The organism is Brevundimonas faecalis (assembly GCF_040549405.1).
GTDB classification, from domain to species: Bacteria; Pseudomonadota; Alphaproteobacteria; order Caulobacterales; family Caulobacteraceae; genus Brevundimonas; species Brevundimonas faecalis.
Genome location: NZ_JBEPTF010000001.1, coordinates 49,084 through 71,033 on the forward strand (window position 1 = coordinate 49,084; position 21,950 = coordinate 71,033).

Consider the following 21,950-nt stretch of genomic DNA (forward strand, 5'->3'; position numbering starts at 1 on the left):
GGCCGAACGGAGCTGGAACGCAAGCATGAAGAAACTTTTCGCCTATCTGATCATCGGCGCGATGATCCTGGGCGTCCTCGTAGGCTGGGGACTGAACCAGTATCTGACGGCCGACCAGGCCAAGGACGCCGCGACCAATCTCAACCTCATCACCGACGTCTTCCTGCGCCTGATCAAGATGATCATCGCGCCCCTGGTCTTCACCACCCTGGTGGCGGGCATCGCCCACATGGAAGACGCCGCCTCGGTCGGACGTATCGGGATCAAGACCATGACCTGGTTCATCGGCGCCTCGGTGGTGTCGCTGGTCCTGGGCCTGGTCATGGTGCAGATCCTGCAGCCGGGCGCCGGCATGCATCTGCAGCATGCGGCGGTGGCGACCGCGCCGGCCGCCTCGACCGACGCCTTCTCCCTGCACGGCTTCGTCACCCATCTGGTGCCGACCTCGATCTTCGACGCCATGGCCAAGAACGAGATCCTGCAGATCGTCGTCTTCTCCCTGTTCGTGGGCACGGCGGTCGCCGCGCTCGACGACAAGGCGCCGGCGGTGCTGAACCTGGTCGAACAGGCCGCCTCCATCATGCTGAAGGTGACGGAGTTCGTGATGAAGCTGGCGCCCTTCGCCATCTTCGCCGCCCTGGCCTCGACCATCGCCACCCAGGGCCTGGAGATGCTGGGCGTCTACGCCAAGTTCGTCCTGGGCTTCTACGGTTCCATGGGCCTGTTGTGGGGCCTGCTGTTCGTCGCCGCCGCCCTGGTGCTGGGCCGTCGCGTCATTCCGTTGTTCAAGGTGATCCGCACCCCGGCCCTGCTGGCCTTCTCGACCGCCAGCTCGGAAGCCGCCTATCCGCGCATCCTGGACGCCCTGCCCACCGTCGGCGTGCGTCGCCGGATCGTCAGCTTCGTCCTGCCGCTGGGTTACTCGTTCAACCTCGACGGCTCGATGCTCTACTGCACCTTCGCCACCATGTTCATCATGCAGGCGCACGGCGTGCACCTCAGCGTCTCGCAGCAGGTCTTCATGCTGCTGCTGCTGATGGTGACGTCCAAGGGCATCGCCGGCATTCCGCGCGCCTCCCTGGTGGTCATCATGGCGACCCTGACCTACTTCGGTCTGCCGGAAGCCTGGATCGCCATCGTCCTGGGCGTCGATCACCTGCTCGACATGGGCCGTTCGGCCACCAACGTCGTCGGCAACTCCGTCGCCGCCGCCGTGGTCGCCAAGTGGGAAGGCGAACTGGACGACATCCCCGAAGGCGGGCCGGAAGCGCCCAAGCCCGTCGCCGCCTAGGTCCTTCTCGGCGCACCCAATGAAACGGCCGCCCCATCGCTGGGGCGGCCGTTTTGCTTTGCAGGGATATGGAAGCGGGCGGCGATCCGAAGACCGCCGCCTCGGCCCCTATTCCTCCGCGCTGACCGCCGGCCCGTAGAAGAGGGCGTTGAACAGCAGGCGGACCGACGACCGAGCCTGGGCGCGGTTGACCACGTCGGGGCCCAGGACGATCACCCGGCCCTCGCCGTGCGGCAGGTCCAGCACCGCGTCCGCGCCCGACAGCTTCTGCGGCCCGATGGCCCAGCCGCTGGAGACCGCGACCTGTTGCGGATAGCGGACGATGGAGCCCGTCTCGCCGCTGTGGCGGAAGCCGGAGTTACGGTTGAAGAAGACGTTCATCCGGGCCGGGGCGCCGAAGGCCAACGGCTGGCGATTGTCGACCTCGGTGTTCAGGACGGCGCCGGGGATGAAGAAGTCGGTCGAGGCCGGTGCCTTGCCGTCCGCGCCCAGCAGCACGTCCTGAACCGGCGCGCCCATGGCCGCGGCCAGGCGATGCGACGAGCCGATGGTCACGACGCTGCCGCCGCCGCGCACGAAGGCGTCGAGCTGGGGCACGGTCTTTTCAGCCGTGATGTGGCCCAGCCAGCCGCGGTACTCGGCGGGAATGGACTCGGGTTCCGGCTGGTCGCGCTGGGCGGCCGCCGACAGGTCCGCCGGGATCATGTCCGAGGCGAAGACCAGGACGTCGAAGTCCTTGGCCAGGTCGCCGGCGTCCAGACGCTGCGGATAGACGACCTCGAACGGATACTCGAACTGCTCCAGCATCCAGCGGGTCCAGCCCGAGGCCATAGAGCCGCCGTAGCGGTCGACCAGGCCGACGCGGACGGGCTTCAGAGCGATCTTGTCGCCGCCCGGCGCGCGGGCGACGGCGTGGGCGTTCAGGCCCAGATCGCGCACGGCGGCCTCGACGATCGGACGCGCCGCGTCGCCGGCCGGAATCCACAGGGCGCCGGGAGCGAGCGTGGCGCGGCCCGCGCGCGTCTCGCCTTCCTGCCAGAAGACCGGCACGCCCGCCTTCAGCAGGCGGTTGGACAGGATGTAGCCGTTGACCGGCGCATGATCGATCAGCCAGCCGGCGCGGCCCGAACCTTCGATCTTGCCCGGCGGCGGGGCCATGACGTCGGCGACGCGCTCGGTCGGGGCCTCGAAGCCGTCTAGGATGCGGTCGAACTGCACCCCCATCTGCAACGCCAGGGTGTAGCCGGTGGCGTCATAGGGCAGTTTGGGCGGACCGCCCGGATATTGCAGGTCGTGCGGGTGATCCTGCGGCTCGAACATGTCCAGCACGTGCGGGCGATAGGCCTGGGCCGTCTTCACCACATAGGAGCCGGCCGGATAGGCCTTGCCGCCGACGGTGAAGGCCTGGGTGGCGCGGTCCACGTCGACGCCCGTCTTTATCAGGCTGTTCAGGAAGGCCACGGCGTTGGGCAGGTCGGCCTGATCCGCCGGGATGACGTATCCACGCGGGTCGCGCCGGGCCGGATCGCGCAGGATGGAGTTGTAGAGAGCCGGATCGACGCGACGGGCGTTCTCGCCGGCCGCCGCCTCCAGAGCCTCGATCCCCGACGGCGTGACGCGCCAGGTGTCGGTATTGCCCTTGTCGATGGCGTTCTGGCCCATGCGCCAGATGTTGAACAACAGCCGGTCCTTGTTGCGCGAGGCGTAGTTCAGCACGGCGCGGTTGATCGACTGCGAGTACTCGATCGACTGGGCGAAGCGCCAGGTCTGGGGCGCGACCGGCATGGGCAGGTCGTTGCGCGGCAGCTGGTTGTCGGGGACCAGGCTGATCTGGCTGGGCGTCGGGTGGCCGGTGATCTCGGTCAACAGGCCGACGGCGTTGTGGAAGTAGGTGATGGAGCGTTCCATCCCGTTGTTCCATGTCGAATAGTTGGCGCCGCTGCGCATGGTCGAGCCGGGCTTGCCCTCCTCGATCAGGCGGCTGTGCATGGCCGCCCCGACTTCCGACAGCGTGCCCATGACCAAGGGGTCGTAGTTGTAGTTGAAGGGGTCGCGGAAGGGCGGCATGAAGACCACGGTTCCGGCCGGCGCCGTCTGGTGGTGGTTGTAGATGATCTGCGGGAACCACTCGCGGAAGAACTGCCGGTTGACGTTGGTCGTCTCGGCCATGGCCGACAGGTAGTAGTCGCGGTTGTTATCGTGGCCGACGTACTTCTGGTACAGCACCGGGATCGAGCCGAACTCGCGCTTCAGCGGGTCCTCGTTGCGCATGTACCAGTTGGAGACCAACTCCATCCCGTCCGGGTTCAGCGGCGCGAACAGGATGATCGTATCGTTCAGGACGCGCAGGGCCTCGGGGTCCTCGGCCGTCAGCCATTCGTGCACGGCGGCGATCAGGGCCTGGGGCGGAACCGTCTCGGTCGCGTGCAGGCCGCCGTCGATCCAGACCACGGCCTTGCCCTCGGCGGACATGGCGCGAGCCTCGGCCTCGCTGACGCCCTCGGCTTTCGCCAGGCGGCGCGCGATCTCCTGATAGCGGTCCAGATGGGTCAGGTTCTCAGGGGTGGAGACGATGGCGATATACTGGGTTCGGCCTTCCGAGGACTTGCCGATCTCCACCAGCTTCATCCGGTCGGACTGGCTGGCCAGGGTCTTCAGATAGGCTTCCCACTGGGTGTAGTTGACCAGGTGATAGTCGGCGCCGACGTCGAAGCCGAAGGCCTCGCGCGGCGAGGTGACATGACGCGGCGCCTGGGCCGTCGCGGCCGGCGGCGCGGCCAGGACGTCGGCGTAGGCCAGGCTGCTGGCGCTGGTCATGGCCAGGGCGGCGAACCCCATGACCAGGGTTCTCATGGGACGGCGTACGGCGTGTGACGGCGATCTTGTCATTGCGTTCCTGTCAAAGGGCTACGAGGCGCTCCAGACCAAGACGTGTCCGCCGCGTCGTTTCCTCCACGATGCCGTCTCGGCGCACGATGTCCAGAGGTATCAGGAACGAAACAACCACGCGTGTCGGCGCCGACCCTTCGCCTAGGCGGTGGCGGCGGACGTCCGACGTCGGGTGATCAGCAGGCCGAAAATCGCCGCCAGGGGGAACATCAGCACGCCGTAGACGGCGCCGGGCAGGGACATGTCCGGAACCTGCAGCACCGACTGGGCGATGACGATGGCCAGGGTGGCGTTGTGCAGCCCCACCTCGAAGGCGGAGGCGATCGCCTGCTCCCGCCCGATCTGCAGCAGGCGCGGAACCACGAAGCCGATCGCCAGGCTCAGGCCGCAGAAGACGACGGTGATGCCCGCCAGGGACAGGAAGCTGGTCTTCAGGACATCCCGGTTGGAGACCGCCGCGCCCGCGATCACCAGGGTCAGGATGATGATGGAGGCGATGCGCACCGGTCGGTCCATGGCGCGGGCGAAGCCGGGCCTCACCCCGCGCACGATCATGCCCAGGCAGACCGGCGCCAGGACGATCATGAAGACCTCGATCGTCTTCTTCAGTTGCAGGCCCACCTGCAGGTCGCCGGGCTGGAACCAGGCGATGGACAGGTTGACGATGACCGGCAGGGTCAGGACGGCGATGACCGAGTTGATCGCCGTCAGACTGATGTTCAGGGCGACGTCGCCGCGGAACAGGTGGCTGTACAGATTGGCCGTCGTCCCGCCGGGCGATGCGGCCAGCAGCATCATCCCGACCGCCAGGACGGGCGGCAGGCGGAACAGCAGAACCAGTCCGAAACAGACGGCGGGCAACAGCAGCAACTGGCAGGCCAGGGCGACGCCGACCGCCTTGGGTCTGCGGCCGATGCGGGCGAAGTCGCGCGGCGTCAGGTCCAGCCCCAGGCCGAACATGATGACGCCCAGGGCGATGGGCAGGCCGATCACGGCCAAGGGCGAATCCATGGCGTCGTTCCTCCCCGAACGGCGTCAGAGGCCGGCGGCGAGACTGCGCCCCGCCGTGCGGCCCGAGAACAGGCACCCTCCCAGGAAGGTCCCCTCCAGAGCGTTATAGCCATGCATGCCGCCTCCGCCGAAGCCCGCAGCCTCGCCTGCGGCGTAAAGTCCCTCCAGCGGGGTTCCGTCCGCCTTCAGCACCCGCCCTGACAGGTCGGTCTGTAGGCCGCCCAGCGACTTGCGGGTCAGGACGTGAAGCCGGACCCCGATCAGCGGCCCCGCCTTCGGATCCAGCAGCCGATGGGGGGGCGAGGTCCGCGCCATGCGGTCGCCCAGGTAGCGACGGCTGTTGTGGATGCTCATGACCTGGAAGTCCTTGGAATAGGGATTGTCCATCTGGGCGTCCCGCTCCTCGACCTGGCGGCGGACCAGGGCGGGGTCCAGCAGCGGGCGTTCAGTCAGGGCGTTCATCTTCGCCACCAGGGTCTCCAGGTCGTCGGCCACGACGAAGTCGGCGCCCTTTCGCTTGAAGGCGTCCACCGCCGGCGGCGCGCCCCCGCCCAGGCGCGATCTCAGCACCTTCAGGAATTTGCGGTCGGTGATGTCCAGGTTTTGTTCCGACCCCGACAGGGCGAACTCCTTCTCCAGTATCTTCTGGGTGACGATGAACCAGGAATGGTCGTGTTCGGCGATGTCGGGCGTTGTGCGCAGGTAACGTAGGGTGGCGATGGTGTCGTGGCCGGGCAGGGCGGGCGCGGGCAGGCGACGTCCCAGGGCGTCCAGCCATAGCGGCGAGGGGCCGGGCAGGATGCGGATCGCGTGACGGGGCCAGATCGGATCCCAGTTCTGTACGCCCTCGACATAGTGCCACATGCGGTCCCGGTTCACGAGGCGGCCGCCCGCCTCCGCCGCAATATCCAGCATCCGGCCGTCGACATAGGCGGGGACGCCGGTGATCATGGCCTTCGGCGGGACGCCCAGGCGCTCCGGCCAGAAGCGACGAACTTTCTCATGGTCGCCGCCTATGCCGCCGGTGGCCAGGACGACCGCCTGGGCCCGCAGGGTGAAGTCTCCGACCCGGTTGCGGTTCGAAGGAGCGCCGCGCGGGGCGTCATCGGCCGCCAGGATGGCGCCGGCGACCCCTGTCGCCCGTCCGCCCTCCATCAGAAGGCGGTCGACCCTGCGGCGATGATGAAAGGTCAGGCGCCCCGTCTGCGCCGCCGCTCGGGCTCGGTCGGCGAAGGGCTCCGACACCCCTGTGCCTGTGCCCCAGGCGACATGGAAGCGCGGCACGGAGTTCCCGTGGCCGAAGGCCTCGCCTCCGCCGCGCTCGGCCCACCCCACCATGGGGGTCAGCTTGATCCCGCGCTGCCGCAGCCAGCTTCTCTTTTCCCCGGCGGCGAACTCCACATAGGCGCGTCCCCATTGCGCCGCCCATTCGTCTTCGGGCAGGGGGCCGTCCAGCCGGTCCCACCCGGCGCTGCCCCGCCAGTCGCTCCAGGCCAGATCGAAGTTGTCGCGCACGCCCAGCCGCCTTTGCTCCGGCGAGTCGACCAGGAACAGTCCGCCGAAGGACCAGAAGGCCTGACCGCCCAGGTTGGCCGGGTTTTCCTGCTCCACGATCGCCACGCGGCGGCCCGCCCGTAGCAACTCGTCGGCGGCGACCAGGCCCGCCAGACCCCCGCCGACGATGATGACGTCCGCGTCCATTTTTCGCCCCATTTGTTATCGCTGTTCACTTGGTGCTGACATAAATGTCAGTAGTAAAACCTATGTTTCCTCCGCGAACATATCTGTCAATAGGTATTGACAAGATGGTGAGTAGGGTGTGGTCTAAACCCAACCGCTGGCGGCGCCGCCCCGTCATGCGGAACCAATCGGCGGCGTGGAAACGATGCGGAACCCGTTGGGGAACGGGCCGCTCAGGGGAGGGTACTTCATGGCGACGTCCGTCGTGCATGCGCGCTTGGCTGCGACTGTGTCTTTGCTGGCTTTGAGCCTTGGGGCGCCGGCCCTGGCGCAAACCACGCCTCCGGCCGAACAGGCCACCACGGTCGAGGACATCATCGTCACGGCGCAAAAGCGCGAAGAGTCGATCCAAGACGTACCTGTGGCGATTTCAGCATTCTCAGCTGAGAACTTGGATGCGATGAAGATCGAAGGCGGCTCCGAGCTGTTGCGGGCGGTGCCGAACGTCAGCTTCTCCAAAAACAATTTCTCAATGTATAACTTTTCCATCCGTGGGATCGGCACGAAGGCGATTTCTGCTGCATCGGATCCGGCGGTGGCGGTGAGTTTCAATAACAGCCCCCTCATACGCAATCGCCTATTCGAGCAGGAATACCTCGATGTGAACCGAGTCGAGGTTCTGCGTGGGCCGCAGGGCACCTTATACGGCCGCAACGCCACGGCGGGCGTGGTTAATATGATCCCCAATATGCCCGGGCCGGATTTCGAAGCCTTTTTAAAGGCGGAAACAGGCAACTATGGATCCATGCGCGGCCAGATGATGGTCAATATCCCCTTGACCGATACGTTATGGTTAAGGGCCGCCGCTGGTCTTACAAAACGCGAAGGATTTGATCACAATACCTTTAACGACACCCGAGTGAATGGAAGAGACCTCTATTCAACACGATTGTCAGCTGCTTGGGAGCCAAGTGATAGGTTCAATGTCAACCTGATTTGGGAACATTTCGGCGAAGACGACAACCGCTCACGTACGGGTAAACAGCTCTGCGCCACGGACGCCGGACCGTCGAGCGTTGGAGGCATCGCTGTGACTTCTGAAACCCTCCGAGGGAGGATGTCGCAAGGTTGCCGCCCGGTGTCGCTATATGATGACGCGGCATACGGCGTGCCGAATGGCGCAGGGATGTCGCAAATATATTTGGGCAGCGCCTTCAGCCTTGTTGGTATGTTCACGACGCCGCTGCCGGCTACCCGCAAAGGGTTTACCTTCATTACCCCTGATGTTGATCCGTACGCCGGGCTAACCCAGAGTCGAAATCTAAGAGAAATTTCAACTTCATACGACCCAATCTTCAGGGCGGAGAACGATATTTTTCAACTAAACATAAACTATGACATCAGTGATAGTCTGAAATTTATCTCCCAAACTGCATACTCTGAGGATAGTTACTATTCTTCTCAGGATTATACCCGCTATGTAACTAATGAAATATTTAATGATAGTTCAAAAATATATAACAGGCAGGGTGTACTTACGCCTCATCCCATGACTCCAGGCGGGTTTTATAACGACCCTCAACTTGGTTTATCTAACAGGATGTTGTCCGTAGATTTGAGTAAGTCTGAAAATAACCAGATCTATCAAGAATTTCGTCTACAATCTAGTTTTGATTCACGCTTCAATTTTAATGTTGGAGCAAATTACATGAAATTTAAAACTCAAGATGACTATTATGTATTCAGTAATTTGTTTAGCTTCTTGGCAGAAGCTTATTACAATGGGGCGTCTTCAAATAGAATTCCCATAGAGTGCACGAGCACATCTTCAATTGAGTGCATATATGTCGACCCGAATAGGCTTTCCGATATCAATGGAGACGGACATAATTACTTTAGAAGTAAGAATCAGGTAGAGACTGAATCGTGGGCCATCTTTGGTGAGGCTTACGTCGATGTCAGAGATGACCTGAAGCTTACCGTTGGGCTGCGCTATACGGATGATACTAAGGTAACGACCCCGTACCCTAGCCAATTGCTTCTTGGCGTATGGTCTCTGCTCGGGTATGGCCCTTCTTCTGGAGGAAAGGTTAGCCGTGGGTATCCAGCCGATGAAATTGTTAAGCAAAATTGGGATGCATTAACGGGCCGAGCTGTTATTGACTGGAAAGTCAATGATGATTTGATGGTATATGCATCATATTCTCGCGGATATAAGGGAGGTGGAACAAACCCTCCTCGTGCAGATATTGATCCTACTGTTATACAGTACATGCCTTTAGCAAGTACGTTTGATCCAGAATATGTAAATGCCATTGAAATTGGTGCAAAAGGGCAATATTTTGATGGGCGAGTTCGCCTAAATGCAACGGCATTCTATTATGACTATAAAGACTACCAAGTTTCTCAAATCGTTGATAGAATTTCACTGAACGAAAATTTCGATGCCAAATCTATGGGTTTGGAGCTTGAAGGAGTGTATCAAGTTACTCCTAACTTTAGGTTGGATGCTAACTTTGGGTTGTTAAAAACGAAAATCGATAGCGGCGAAAAATCGATTGACGTTATGAATAGGACCCAGGGCAATCCAGACTGGATGGTCTTGAGGCCTTGGCTGCAAGTTCCTTCAAACTGCATTGCGCCTAAAAAATACGTTGAAAAAATTCTATCCGTTCCATCAACAAATCAATGGAACGCGCTAACTGCACTTTGTGGAGGTTCGGCGAGATCAGGTAGCTTTACTCCTGATATAACGACGAATTTCAAATTCTATGAGCAATATGGGTTCACTTATAATCCATTCAAAGATGCAGAGAATGCAGGGAAGGGTTTCTACGCGGACCTGTCCGGGAACGAGCTGCCTAATGCTCCTAGATGGACGGCCAATATAGGAGCGCAGTACACGTGGTTCTATGGTGCTTGGGAAGCAACGATACGCGCAGATTATTATAAACAGGCGAATAGCTATTTCAGAGTCTATAATACAGAATATGATCGCATAAGGTCGTGGGATAATGCGAATGTTTCAGTTTCCATTGAGAATGCCTCTACGGGACTGAGATTTGGTGCATACGTTAAGAACATATTTAATGATACATCTATAGTTGATGCCTTCACTAATAGTGATGATTCTATGCTTACAACTAATGTTTTTGTGACTGATCCGCGACTATTTGGGGTTAATATTTCCAAATCGTTCTGACGTTATATGATATAACGATGGCCCATTATTTCGTGGTGGGCCATTGTTTGTTTACTATGTGTGTCAAATTATTATAAGAATTCGTGTTGACAACTGGTGAGACAATTATAGTTTGTAATTATCCGCTGATGCGGAGTTCATAAAAAGGGAGGTTTAATATGTCTATGCGTATAGCTTCGATTGCTGTCATGGCTGTTATTGCTGCCGGTGCTGCAACTTCTGCAAGTGCCCAGACCTTTTCTCCTGTTGGATCTTTTAGTGTCGTTACCGACTATCTCTATGTAGAGCAGTCGCAGCAACTTTCTTGCAAAATTGATCACATTGGTGGTGTGGTTAATGCTGGTGGCGCCACTGCGACCATCAACGCCAACGGCAACGCATTCGGCGCCAACCCGGACAATCTCTGCACCAGCGTCAACCTGACCAAGAATTGGACGCTGACGCCGGATACCAGTGTTGCTGGCTCCAATGTTCGCATTGACGGACTTAAGGTGAACTCGCTGCTGGGAAGCTGCGGCGGCTCTGCTGGAGGCACCGTGTACGGTTACCTGGATAGCACGGGTTATCTGACGATTCCGCGCCAAGGTTTCCCCGGAGTGATCGTTTTCGTTCCGACGACCTGCTATGTCGAGGGTGGAATTCAGACTGTTGGCCCGGTTACTCTGTAATTAGGCGGACGCTCCCCCCGCACCATGCGTGGTGTGGGGGGAGTATTTATAAAAATCTAAATATAACTGATCTAAATCTGCTCAATAATATATATATTGCACCATGATTTTTCATGCTTTGATGGCGCTTAACTTGTGAATATTGTCTGTGGGCTGATAGTTGTCGGCATGTGATATTCTGAGTTGGCCTATGCCTGCTTGGGACGCGGGGCCTGTGTTTTGCTGGGGTGTCTTTACTTTCACGTCCTTAATGTCTTGACGGAAAGTGCGAGCTGGCGCACGGCTTAAGGCCAAGGTGCCGTCACAATCCTTGTGGAGCAATAAGGTGCGCAGTCGACTTGTAATTGCAACGACATCGCTAATCATAGCAATCAGCATGGCTTCGGGCGCTCCGGCCCAGGACGTCACCAAGGCTGCGACCTATGGCGAGGTTCGCCTGAGCGCCGGCTTCACGCCCGATCCCTATCGTGTCTCCGTGACGGCCGGCGGGTCGATCGATGCCTATCAGGATACGCCCCTGCCGGCCGAATGCGTGGGCAAGGTGGCCGAGGCGCCGGACTTCAAGGTCACCTATGAGGCGGGTCGTCTGCCGCTCGTCTTCCGGACCCTGTCGTCGGAAGACACGACCCTGATCATCAACGGGCCGGACGGCAAGTGGCGGTGCGACGACGACAGCTACGGCGACGGCGACGCCGAGGTCCGCTTCGAAAAGCCCCGCAGCGGAACCTATGACGTCTGGATCGGCACCTTCGGCGAGAACATGGCCGACGCGACGCTCCTGATTACGGAAACCCCGTAACCGGCGCCTACTGCTCTTCGTCGAAGCGGCGCGCCACCAGATCGCTCAGGGCCTCGACGGCTTCGGCCGCGTCGGGGCCTTCGGCGTTGATGTCGACATTGCAGCCGATGCCGGCGCCCAGCATGAGCAGGCCCATGATCGAGCGGGCGTCGACCGTCACCCCGTCGCGCGTGACGCGGATCTCGGCCTCATACCCCGAAGCCAGCTTGACGAACTTGGCCGAGGCTCGGGCGTGCAGGCCGCGCTGATTGCAGATGTTGACGGTCGCCTGGGCCTGATCGCTCATTTTTCCCCCGCCAGGACCCAAGAGGCCACCGAGATATATTTGCGGCCCGCGTCCTGGGCGTGGGCGACGCAGGCTTCCAGGGTTTCGCGACCGCGCACGCTGGCCAGCTTGATCAGCATGGGCAGGTTCAGGCCGGCGATGACCTCCGCCTTGGTCTGCTCCATCACCGAGATGGCCAGGTTGGACGGGGTGCCGCCGAACATGTCGGTCAACAGGATGACGCCGTCGCCGTCGTCCACCGCCTGGGCGGCGTCGACTATGTCGCGGCGCCGCCGCTCCATGTCGTCCTCGGGCCCGATGCAGATGGCGGCCACGCCGCGTTGAGGGCCGACCACATGCTCCATGGCCGCCAGGAATTCGGAAGCGAGGCCCCCGTGAGTGACGATCACAAGCCCGATCATGAAGGCTTCACCAAGACTATTCGCCCCGCGCCGCTGTCTGTCGCGAGCGCTGGAACGGCGCCCGGATCAATGTGCAAGCCGGCCTTCATAGGGCAATCGCGCGCCGGTTCAAAGACCACAGACCGCCCTTGCGACCACCTGCCCCGCAGAGGCCGGCCGCGGGTCGATCCGCAACAGGGGAATCCGCTGGCCGCCATGCTCCAGGAAGGCCGGCTCCGGCAGGCGCTCGATCGCCTCCAGCGTGCATTCCACGGCCAGGATCACCCGCGCGCTAAAGCGGACGGGCACGCTCACGATCCCCAGGCCGCGCGCCTCGATCCGCCCCGCGATCGTCGTCGGGGCCGTGGCGTAGAGCGCGTCGCCGGACGACCAGAGGCAGGTCCAGTCGTCGGCGACCAGACGCCAGCCGTCGCCCATCATCCGCAGGGCCAGGTCGCTCTTTCCGGCGCCGGAGGGACCGGTGATCAGAACGCCGCGCCAGCCGTCCTGCATCCGCCGCGCGACGGTCGTTGCATGGACGGGTTGCAGCAGGGGCGTCACGGCCGGCGGCCGGGCTGCGGCAACTGAACCTCGAAGCGGGCGCCGACCACGGCCCCGGCCTCGTCCTTGCGGTTCTCGGCGCGCACGCGGCCGCCGTGGGCGTCGATGATCTGGCGGACGATCGACAGGCCCAGGCCGGAGTTGGCGCCGAAGGCCGTTCCCTTGGGGCGAGAGGTGTAGAAGCGCTCGAAGACCGTCTCCAGGTTCTCGGGCGGGATGCCGGGACCGTCGTCGTCGATCTGGATGCGCAGCGGCAGGTCCGGACTGTCGTCGTCGCGTTCCAGCCGGACCCGAACCTCGCCGTCGGCGGGGCTGAAGGAGCGGGCGTTGTCGATCAGGTTGCGGAACACCTGGCCCAGAGGAATGTCGCGACCCAGGACGCGCGCCGTGTCTGCGGCGGAGAAGAAGCGCACCTGGGCCTCGCCCGGCTTCTGCCCGCCTTCGTAGACGTTGACGATGTCGCCGAGCAGTTCGTTCAGGTCGATCAGGCGCGGGCGGTCGCGCGACAACTCGGCGTCCAGGCGCGAGGCGTTGGAGATGTCGGTGATCAATCGGTCCAGGCGCCGCACATCCTGCTGCAGCAGATTGGTCAGGCGCGCCCTCTGCTCGTCGGTCTTGACCAGGGGCAGGGTTTCCAGCGCCGAACGGATCGAGGTCAGGGGGTTCTTGATCTCGTGGCTGACGTCGGCGGCGAAGCGCTCGATGGCGTCCATCCGCGTGGACAGGGTGTCGGTCATCGACTCCAGGGCGCGGGCCAGATCGCCAATCTCGTCCTTGCGGTCCTCGAGGTCGGGCAGGGAGATGGCGCGGGCCCGCTGCAGGCGCACCTGATCCGCCGCCGTCGACAGACGCATCACGGGCCGCGCCACGAAGAGGTGCAGGACCAGCGACGCCAGCAGGTTCACCGCCAAGGCGACCAGGGCGAAGGGGGTCAGGGCGCGACGTTGAGCGTCCAGGGTCTTGTTGACGTCCCCGGCCTCCAGGGTCAGCACGCCCAGCACCTGCTGGACGTGGCGGACGGGCAGGGAGACGGACACCACGCGCTCGCCGTTCTCATTGCGCCTGATCGCGGCCTGCGGCGCCCCTTGCAGGGCGCGCTCGACCTCGGCCGACAGCTCGTTCTCGGCGCGGGTCATGCGCGCTTCCTCGCGCGCACTGGGCGCGTTGGAAGGGACGGGCGTCCCCGCCGGCTTGGCGGGGGGCAGGGGCTCACCGGGAATGGCGTCCGTGACGGCGTAGCTGTCGGAGACCAGCAGCCCGTCCTGGTCATAGAGGCGGGCGCGCTGTCCCTCGGGGATGAAGTTGTCGCGCAGCCACAGGCCCGCCGCCCCCGGATCCAGCATCGGATAGGGCTCGCCCCGCGTGATGCCCAGTTCGCCCAGGACGTTGGCCAGCAGTTCCGCCTGGACGGATAGGGATTCCTGGCGGGCCTCGATCAGGCCGCGCCGCCATTCGTTCAGGGCCAAGGCCCCGCCGAACAGGATCAGCAGGCTGAGCAGATTCAGCGCGAGGATGAAGCCGCCCAGACGCGACCCGCCGAAGCGGAACCGACGCCGGGGCGGGGCGTCCTCGGACTCAGCTTTCGCGGTAGCGGTAGCCGACGCCATACAGGGTCTCGATCGCGTCGAACTCGGGATCGACGACCCGGAACTTCTTGCGCATGCGCTTGACGTGGCTGTCGATGGTGCGGTCGTCGACATAGACCTGATCGTCGTAGGCGGCGTCCATCAGGCTGTCGCGGCTCTTCACGAAGCCGGGGCGCTGGGCCAGGGCCTGCAGCAACAGGAACTCCGTCACCGTCAGCTTGACCGGCCTGCCGTCCCAGGTGCTCTCGTGGCGGGCCGGGTCCATCGACAGCTTGCCGCGCTTGATGGCCTTGCCGGCCGGATCGGCCGAGGCCTCGGCCTCGCCGCCGTCGGCGCCGGTGCGGCGCAGCAGGGCCTTCACCCGCTCGATCAGCAGGCGCTGGCTGAAGGGCTTGTGGATATAGTCGTCGGCGCCGAGGTTGAAGCCGAGGATCTCGTCGATCTCCTCGTCCTTGGACGTCAGCATGATGACCGGAATCTGCGAGGTCTGGCGCAGGCGACGCAGCACCTCCATCCCGTCCATGCGCGGCATCTTCACGTCCAGGATGGCCAGGTCCGGCGGCGTGGTCTCCAGGGCCTCCAGGCCCGATGCGCCGTCGTGATAGGCCGTGATCTTATGGCCATGGCTCTCCAGGGCCAGGGAGACGGAGGCGACGATGTTCTCGTCGTCGTCGACCAGGGTGATGTTGGCCAAGGGCTTCTCCTCAGTACGGGCGGCGGCGGGCGTTCAGTCTTGCGCCGTGCGTTGACGACAGATCAACGCACGACAAGCGTAACCGTTCTATCCCATGATGGTGAGATTACGGCCAAGGGAAATGGTTCGCCATAGGCTGACTTTCAACCTTGGCGCGGAAAGGGCGAAACCGGACCTTAAAGCCTTTCCTGCAGGATGCGCCCTCGTTTTCCGCAGGACGCCATGGCCGGACCGGTTCACTACGAAGTCTATATCCGCAAGACGCCCCCGGCGTCCTGGGCGCTGGAGATGGCGACCGAGGACCGCAAGCAGGCGGTCGAAGCGGCCGAGGACCTGATGCGCGACGGCCGGGCTTGCGCCGTGCGCGTGACCAAGGAGACCCTGGACCCGGAAACCATGGAGTTCGCCAGCGTCGTGGTCCTGAACCGCGGCGCGCCGGAGCTCAAGCGCAAGGCGCCCGTGCGCGACGCCGACGCCGGGCCGGTCTGCCGGGGCGTGCAGGACCTCTATGCGCCCCACGCGCGCGAACTGATCGGCCGCGTGCTGGAGGACTGGCTGAACCGCCAGGCGGCGACGGCCTTCGAGCTCCTGCATCGCCCCGATCTGGCGGAACGGCTGGAAGCCTCGGGCGTGGAGCTTCAACACGCCATCCAGAAGGTCGCGGTGCCCGAGGCCCAGGCCCTAGGCCAGACGGTTCACGAACTGGTCCGCCACTATCAGCGCCTGGCCGAACAGGCGGTGGAGCGGGTGCTGCAGTCGGGCCGGCGCAACCTCTTCCCCAACCTCGACGAGCAGTCCGTGGCGGACACGGCTCAGCGCCTGTCCGGCGCGCCGGATCGGGCCTTCATCATGGGCGGGGCCGTGTCGGGGGCTCTGGCGGGGCTGCGCGGCGCCCGGACGCGTCTCGATCGATTGATGGACCTGTGCGACCAGGCCCCGACCGAAGGCGCGCCGCGCGCCCTGGTCATGGTGCCGATCGAGCAGATCCTGTGCGAACTCTTCGCCTCGCGCAGCGGCCTGGCCCAGATTCTCGGCCCGGCTCTGGATCAGGGGGCCAGCTTGGCCGCCGTGGTGCGCATGGTGGCCCCGCGCGAGGTCGGCCTCCTGACCGGCCAGGATCCGAAGCTCGCCGTCCTGGTGCCCCAGGTCGAGGGCGCGGCCGCTCGTCTGGGCGAGCGGATGGCGGCCGGCGAGTTTCCGCTTCTGTCGGCGGCCCTGGCGCGGATGGTCCTGCGCGAGCTGATGAGCCAGCGCCGCCTGCGGCCCGGCGACGCCGAGGGCGAGATCGACATCCTGCGCGCCCTGGCCATGACCCTGACGGCCACGGCGGGCCGCCTGTTGACCCTGGAAGAGGTCCAGACCGCCTTCAGCGAACGGTCCAAGGGCCTGGTGACGGCCGACTTCGTGGCGGTCTACGTCAAGGGATGCCCGCACGTCCTGTGCGAGGCGGAGCGGCTGACGCGCCTGTGCGAGAACGTCACCGGCGCGGCCAATAAGCGTTCGGCGGCGCGCTGGCTGGACGCCTGCGTCGCCTCGCTTCGGTTCGAGACGGAAATCCGCTCTTCCAGCCAGACCCCGGGCCAGAAACTCGCGGCCCTGCAGGGGTTGCAGCGGGCCGCGCGCAACGCTGCCCTCTCCGAACGGGACGGCGAGGCGATCGCCGCGGCCCTGGGCGTCGTCGGCGGCGCGGTAGAGGCCGACGCGCGTCTGGTGGCCCAGATCGGACGCGCTCCGGCCCCGGCGCCGCAGAAGCTGGCGGCCCTGCTTCGACTGGCGGCGGCCGAAACCGGCCCGACCGGTCCGGTGGCGGATCGGGCCAAGGCCGAGGCCCTGCGCCTTCTACGGACGCCCGACGTGCGCGCCTCGCTGACCGCCGCGCCGGACGCGGCCCAGACGCTCAAGCCCCTGATCAAGGCCGCCGGGCTGGCGGCCTGATCCGTCAGTCGAAGATGTCGAAGATATCCATCCGCTTCTTCTTCTTGCGGTAGTGATAGTCGTCGTCGCGGTGACGCTCGTCCTTGTAGCGCGGCGGCTCGCGATAGCCCTGGGGCTGGCCGCCCCACGGCTGCTGCTGGATCGGCTGCTGATAGGTCGGCGGGGGCGCGGCCTGCGGGGCGATCTGAGGGGCTGAGGCGCGGCCTTCCTCGGTCGCCACGGCCATCAGCTTTTCCAGTTCGCCGCGATCCAGCCAGACGCCGCGGCAGGTCGGGCACATGTCGAACTGGACGCCGCCGCGATCCAGGGTCTGCATGGCGGCGTTGTCGTTGGGGCACATCAATAGGGGCATGGGATCCTCGTCGTCGTTGAATGCGGTCCGACATCGCGTCGCCGAAGCGCCGCCAGAGGGGCCCGTCCCGCTGAGGATAGAGTTAGGGTCGCTCTGTCCGCCTCACAACGTGCGCAGACGCCGCAGCCTCTCGCCGGTCCGGGTCAGCAGCTTTGGCCGGCCGCCCAGCCCGACGACCAGGCCCATTGGAAGTTGTAGCCGCCCAGCCAGCCGGTCACGTCCGCCACCTCGCCGATGAAGAAGAGGCCGGGGACCGTCCTGGCCTCCATGGTCTGCTGGTCCAGGGCGGCCGTATCGACCCCGCCCAAGGTGACTTCGGCGGTGCGATAGCCCTCGGACCCGACCGGCTTCACCGTCCAGGCGTTGACCGTCTCGGCCATGGCCCGCAGCTTCTTGTCGCCGATCTCCGCCAGCTTGCCTGACAGGTTTTCGCGGGCGCAGATCACCTCGGCCAGACGGCGGGGGATGATATGGCCCAGGGCCGTATGCACCGCCTGCTTGCCGTTCTCGGTCTTGGCCGCCAGCAGCCGCGCGGCGACGTCCTCGCCCGGCGCCATGTCGACCGTGATCGCCTCGCCCTCGCGCCAGTAGGAGCTGATCTGCAGGATCGACGGCCCCGACAACCCGCGATGAGTGAACAACATGGCTTCGGTGAAGCTGGCGTTCCGGGCCTTGTCGCCGGTCGTCCTGACCACGGCGTCCACGGCCACCCCCGCCAGCGGCTTGAGCTGCTCCAGCAGGCCGGGCTCGAAGGTCAGGGGAACGAGCGCGGGCCGGGTCTCCGTCACCCGCAGGCCGAACTGGCGCGCGACCTCATAGCCCCAGCCGGTCGCGCCCATCTTGGGAATGGACTTGCCGCCGGTGGCCACCACCAGGGACGCCGCCGAGACGCGCGTCCCGTCGTCCAGATCGACGGTGAAACGCTCGCCGTCGCGGGCGATGGCCTTGACCCCGAGGTTCAGCGACAGGACCACGCCCGCCGTCTTCATCTCATCCGTCAGCATGCGGATGATCTGCCTGGCGCTGTCGTCGCAGAACAGCTGGCCCAGGGTCTTCTCGTGCCAGGCGATACCGTGGCGCTCGACCATCTTGAGGAAGTCGCGTTGGGTGAACCGCTTCAGCGCCGACAGGGCGAAGCGCGGGTTCTCGCTCAGGAAGTTGGCGCCGCCGGTCCCCAGATTGGTGAAGTTGCAGCGTCCGCCGCCCGAGATGCGGATTTTCTCGCCCGGGGCGCGGGCGTGGTCGATGACGCGCACGCGGCGGCCGCGTTTACCGGCTTCGATGGCGCACATCATGCCGGCCGCGCCGGCGCCGACGATCAGGACGTCGAGATCAGAAGACTTCATCGCCCCGCCCTAGCAGGCGCGGGCGCTCGAGGCGACCTTACAGGCCTAAAGCCGCCCGATAACCCGGATGCACGAGGTCGGCGTATTCCGGATGCTTTTTCAGATAGCCGGCGAAGAAGGGGCAGGTCGGCAGGATCAACAGGCCGCGATCCTTCAGGTCGGCCAGGACGTGCTTGGCCATCCGGCTGGCGAGGCCGCGTCCCTCCAGCGGGATCGGCACGATGGTCTCGGTGATCAGCAGGCCGCCCGCGACCGGGTTGTAGATGACCACAGCGGTCTGGCCCTCGACCTCCAACTCGTAGCGCTTGGCCTCGGCGTTGTCGCGGATGTCGGGATCGAGGCTCATGCTTGGCTCCTGCAAAGGGAAGGCCAAACCCTAGTCCGGACGCCGGAAAAAAGGGAGGGGGCGTCGCCGCCCCCTCCAGGTGTCAGAAGCTGTAGTCCAGTTGGACCCAGGTCTGACGGCCGTAGATGTCGTACCAGCCGATCGAATAGTTCGGCCATCCGCCGGTCCGGTCCGTGGGATAGCTGTCGGCGACATTGTTCATGATGACCGAGACCGAGGCCTTGTCGTTCACGCGATAGCGGACGCTGGCGTTGAACACGGCGTAGGGGTCCCGCTCCGATTCATAGTCGTTGGTCGGAATGGTCCCGTAGCGGATGCCGTACAGCGTGGCCGTCCACGGACCCGCGTCCCAGGTGACGCTGCCCGACAGGCGGTCGCGCCAGTCCGACTGACGCGACAGGTCGCGCAGATAGTCGAAGGTCGGATCGCCCTCGAACTGCTGATACTCGTGTTCCAGGACCTTGGTGTAGGTCAGGCTGCCGCTCAGCAGGCCGCGGTTCTCGAAGACGTGACGGGCGTTGATCGTGGCGTCGAAGCCGCGCGTGGTCTCGCTGGCCGCATTGATCGGATTGACCGTGATGCGCGTGACCTGGTTCGGGTTGATCGCCGCGTTCCCGGGATTGCGCGCCACCCGCCCGACATAGTCCAGGCACAGGGCGGACTTGGGATCGACCGTCCCGCCGCTGGGCGTGCGGCCCAGGCGGCAGTCCGCCTCGGTACGCAGGACGATGTCCTCGCTCAGCGACGTCACCTGCTGGCTGATCTCCAGCTCATAATAGTCGAACTGCAGGTCGAAGGCCTTGCTGGGCGTCCAGACGAAACCGGCGGTGAAGGACTTGCCCTTCTCCGGCTGCAGCTGGGCGTTTCCGGTCCGCGTGAAGTCCATGTTGTACTGGATGTCGCAGCTGGAATAGTCCTGCCCTTCCAGGCGGCACTGATAATAGTCCGTCACGCCGGGATAGTAGCCGCGCGTCTCCGTGGCGAAGATGTAGTTCATGTCCGGGGCGCGGAAGCTGGTCGAATAGCTCGAGCGCAGCAGCAGGCTGGGGATCGGCCGGTATTGCAGGCCCAGGCTGTAGGTCGGGCTGTCCACCGACTCGCCGCGGTATTCATAGCGGTCGTAGCGGCCGGCCACGGTGGCGGTCAGCTGCTCCAGGATCGGAATCCGCAGTTCCAGGCCCGCCGCCTGTCGCTTGCGGTCCCCGCCCGAGGGCTGCGAGCCGCTGGTGTTCCAGGCGATCCCCGTGTTCAGGCGCGGATCGGGCTGGTTCCTGTAGCCCTGCTCGCCGATCTCGACCACGGCGGCGGCCTGAAGCGGGCCTGCGGGCAGCTGCCACAGATCGCCGTCCACGGAGACGGTGAAGTCCTGCAGCCAGGAGGTGTTGTGATCGGTGAAGCGGCCGGCGATCGTCCCGAACTCGGCGGTCGTCAGCGGCGTGTAGAGGCGGTTGGCGGCGGGCGCATAGACCGGCTGGGTCGTGCCCGAAACCTGGCGCGTCCCCTTCTGGGCGCCCAGGAAGAAGGCGTCGACCCCGGTCAGCAGCCGCACCCGGCTCTGGTCGCTGACATATTCGGACCGGTTGAGGGCGGCTTCGTAGCGCCAGCCGCCCAGACGGCCGCGCACGCCCAGGACGGCGTTCCAGTTCTCCTCGTCATAGCGGTTGCCGACGCCGAAGGCGCCGCCCGTTTCCTCGGGCGTCAGGACGCGATTCCAGGCTTCCAGCCGCCCGGCCGTCTCGTTCCAGAAGGTCTTGTTCCAGCTCAGCGACCGGACGACGTTGTCCACCTGGGTCTTGCCGTACAGGAACTCGCCGAACACCTCCGTATCGTCGTTCAGGTGATAGGTCAGGCCCAGATAGGCGTTGCCCGATTCCTTCTGCGTCTGGATCGTGCGCGTGCTGTAGAAGGCGTCGCTGCCGCAATAGGAGCCGCCGCTGGCCGCGCCGACCCGCACGATCGTCCCGCCCTGCAGACCATAGAGGCCCTCGCACACGCCCGCGGGCGGATCATAATAGGCGCGGGTGATCGGGTTGCGGTTCGAGAAGATCGCCGGCGGGACCGTGCCCGGCTCGGCGTAGCGGGTGTAGGACTCGCTGATCTCGCGGTCGCCCCAGAAGATGGCGTCGCGCTGGCTGTATTCCAGGCTGCCGACCACATCCAGGCGGTCCCAGCTGCGGCCGCCCGACAACTGGGCGCGCCAGTTCTCGCCGCCGCCCTGCTGCGTGCCGCCGTGGCGGAGCGAGGCGTCGAAGCCATCGGTCTTCTGCTTCAGCTTGATGTTGACCACCCCGGCGATGGCGTCCGAGCCGTAGATGGCGCCGGCGCCCCCGGTCAGGACCTCGATCCGGTCGACCACGGCGTTGGGCAGGTTGGCTAGGTTCACCGCATTGACCGAGCCGTTGTAGGCCGATGGATATTCCGCCACCCGCCGCCCGTTCAGCAGCACCAGGGTGTGGTTGGGGCCGAGCCCGCGCAGGGAGATGACGTTGGCCGCCGGGGTGAAGGTGGCGCCGAAGTCCTCGCCCTGGACCGAGCCCGTGTTCTGGGTCGCCTGGCTCAGGGCGTCGAACACGCTGCGGAAGCCGCGCGTGTCGATGGCCTCGCCGGTCAGGACCGAGACGGGGGCCACGCCCTCCAGATCGACACGGCGAATGCGCGAGCCGGTGACGACGACTTCCTCGACGGTCGAGACGGCTTCGGGCTCGGGCGTGTCCGCTTGGGGCGTCGACGACGCGGACTGGGCGAAGACGGGCGAGGCCGTCGTCAGGGCGATGGCGGCGGCCGACAGCCGCAGCAGACTCTTTTTCACAACTATACCTTGATCTTGGCGGGGAGTTCCAAGTGGTCGAGGTTTAGGCGAATTTTATTCCACGAAAAGCCGTTATCGCCGCATCGTGCATTTAGAAGTTCGCGCCCGTACGAGA

17 protein-coding genes are annotated in these 21,950 nt (G+C 64.3%); 5 read left to right on the forward strand and 12 right to left on the reverse strand.

The window, feature by feature from the left end; genetic code table 11:
- Positions 1-25 precede the first annotated feature (25 nt).
- The gene (locus ABIE19_RS00175; RefSeq protein WP_354087087.1) at positions 26-1,291 is read left to right on the forward strand and encodes a dicarboxylate/amino acid:cation symporter; all 1,266 of its coding nucleotides are present in this window, start codon (positions 26-28) and stop codon (positions 1,289-1,291) included.
- Positions 1,292-1,399: 108 nt separating this feature from the next.
- Here the strand turns inward: ABIE19_RS00175 and ABIE19_RS00180 are convergent, their stop codons facing one another.
- The 3 genes from ABIE19_RS00180 to ABIE19_RS00190 all read right to left on the reverse strand — a co-directional run bounded on the left by ABIE19_RS00180 (position 1,400) and on the right by ABIE19_RS00190 (position 6,892).
- Positions 1,400-4,144, reverse strand: a complete 2,745-nt coding sequence (locus tag ABIE19_RS00180; RefSeq protein WP_354087088.1) for a M14 family metallopeptidase — start codon at positions 4,142-4,144, stop codon at positions 1,400-1,402.
- A gap of 177 nt (positions 4,145-4,321) precedes the next feature.
- On the reverse strand, positions 4,322-5,191 hold the full coding sequence (locus tag ABIE19_RS00185) for a bile acid:sodium symporter family protein (protein ID WP_354087089.1): 870 nt from the start codon (positions 5,189-5,191) through the stop codon (positions 4,322-4,324).
- Between the two features lie 24 nt (positions 5,192-5,215).
- Positions 5,216-6,892 carry an FAD-binding dehydrogenase gene (locus ABIE19_RS00190; RefSeq protein WP_354087091.1) on the reverse strand — a complete coding sequence of 559 codons (1,677 nt, stop codon included), beginning with the start codon at positions 6,890-6,892 and terminating at the stop codon, positions 5,216-5,218.
- 229 nt (positions 6,893-7,121) lie between these two features.
- On the opposite strand from ABIE19_RS00190, the gene ABIE19_RS00195 reads away from it, so the two are divergent.
- From ABIE19_RS00195 to ABIE19_RS00205, 3 genes are all read left to right on the forward strand, one after another.
- Positions 7,122-10,073, forward strand: a complete 2,952-nt coding sequence (locus ABIE19_RS00195; protein WP_354087092.1) for a TonB-dependent receptor — start codon at positions 7,122-7,124, stop codon at positions 10,071-10,073.
- Between the two features lie 158 nt (positions 10,074-10,231).
- On the forward strand, positions 10,232-10,741 hold the full coding sequence (locus ABIE19_RS00200; protein WP_354087093.1) for a PraA/PraB family alkane oxidation protein activator: 510 nt from the start codon (positions 10,232-10,234) through the stop codon (positions 10,739-10,741).
- Positions 10,742-11,117: 376 nt separating this feature from the next.
- Positions 11,118-11,540: a peptidase S1 gene (locus ABIE19_RS00205; RefSeq protein WP_354087094.1), complete on the forward strand. Its 423-nt coding sequence runs from the start codon at positions 11,118-11,120 to the stop codon at positions 11,538-11,540.
- 7 nt (positions 11,541-11,547) lie between these two features.
- Here the strand turns inward: ABIE19_RS00205 and ABIE19_RS00210 are convergent, their stop codons facing one another.
- The 5 genes from ABIE19_RS00210 to chvI all read right to left on the reverse strand — a co-directional run bounded on the left by ABIE19_RS00210 (position 11,548) and on the right by chvI (position 15,047).
- Positions 11,548-11,826, reverse strand: coding sequence for an HPr family phosphocarrier protein (locus ABIE19_RS00210; RefSeq protein WP_354087095.1), 279 nt, complete (start codon positions 11,824-11,826; stop codon positions 11,548-11,550).
- Positions 11,823-12,227, reverse strand: a complete 405-nt coding sequence (locus ABIE19_RS00215; protein WP_354087096.1) for a PTS sugar transporter subunit IIA — start codon at positions 12,225-12,227, stop codon at positions 11,823-11,825. Before ABIE19_RS00215 ends, ABIE19_RS00210 begins: the two co-directional genes overlap by 4 nt.
- 108 nt (positions 12,228-12,335) lie before the next feature.
- Entirely contained in the window at positions 12,336-12,767 is a 432-nt protein-coding gene (locus tag ABIE19_RS00220; RefSeq protein ID WP_354087097.1) for an HPr kinase/phosphorylase, read from the reverse strand.
- Positions 12,764-14,374, reverse strand: coding sequence for a two-component sensor histidine kinase ChvG (chvG, locus tag ABIE19_RS00225; protein ID WP_354087098.1), 1,611 nt, complete (start codon positions 14,372-14,374; stop codon positions 12,764-12,766). Before chvG ends, ABIE19_RS00220 begins: the two co-directional genes overlap by 4 nt.
- Positions 14,343-15,047, reverse strand: a complete 705-nt coding sequence (chvI, locus tag ABIE19_RS00230; protein ID WP_354087099.1) for a two-component response regulator ChvI — start codon at positions 15,045-15,047, stop codon at positions 14,343-14,345. Before chvI ends, chvG begins: the two co-directional genes overlap by 32 nt.
- A gap of 195 nt (positions 15,048-15,242) precedes the next feature.
- Here chvI and ABIE19_RS00235 point away from each other — a divergent pair, with 195 nt between their 5' ends.
- Positions 15,243-16,982, forward strand: coding sequence for a hypothetical protein (locus tag ABIE19_RS00235; RefSeq protein ID WP_354087100.1), 1,740 nt, complete (start codon positions 15,243-15,245; stop codon positions 16,980-16,982).
- Positions 16,983-16,986: 4 nt separating this feature from the next.
- Here the strand turns inward: ABIE19_RS00235 and ABIE19_RS00240 are convergent, their stop codons facing one another.
- From ABIE19_RS00240 to ABIE19_RS00255, 4 genes are all read right to left on the reverse strand, one after another.
- Positions 16,987-17,334, reverse strand: coding sequence for a TFIIB-type zinc ribbon-containing protein (locus tag ABIE19_RS00240; protein ID WP_354087101.1), 348 nt, complete (start codon positions 17,332-17,334; stop codon positions 16,987-16,989).
- Between the two features lie 143 nt (positions 17,335-17,477).
- Positions 17,478-18,680 (reverse strand): BaiN/RdsA family NAD(P)/FAD-dependent oxidoreductase, encoded by a 1,203-nt coding sequence (locus ABIE19_RS00245; protein WP_354087102.1) that lies wholly within the window; start codon positions 18,678-18,680, stop codon positions 17,478-17,480.
- Between the two features lie 37 nt (positions 18,681-18,717).
- Positions 18,718-19,026, reverse strand: a complete 309-nt coding sequence (locus tag ABIE19_RS00250) for a GNAT family N-acetyltransferase (RefSeq protein ID WP_354087103.1) — start codon at positions 19,024-19,026, stop codon at positions 18,718-18,720.
- Positions 19,027-19,108: 82 nt separating this feature from the next.
- Positions 19,109-21,835: a TonB-dependent receptor domain-containing protein gene (locus ABIE19_RS00255; RefSeq protein ID WP_354087104.1), complete on the reverse strand. Its 2,727-nt coding sequence runs from the start codon at positions 21,833-21,835 to the stop codon at positions 19,109-19,111.
- Positions 21,836-21,950: the final 115 nt, after the last annotated feature.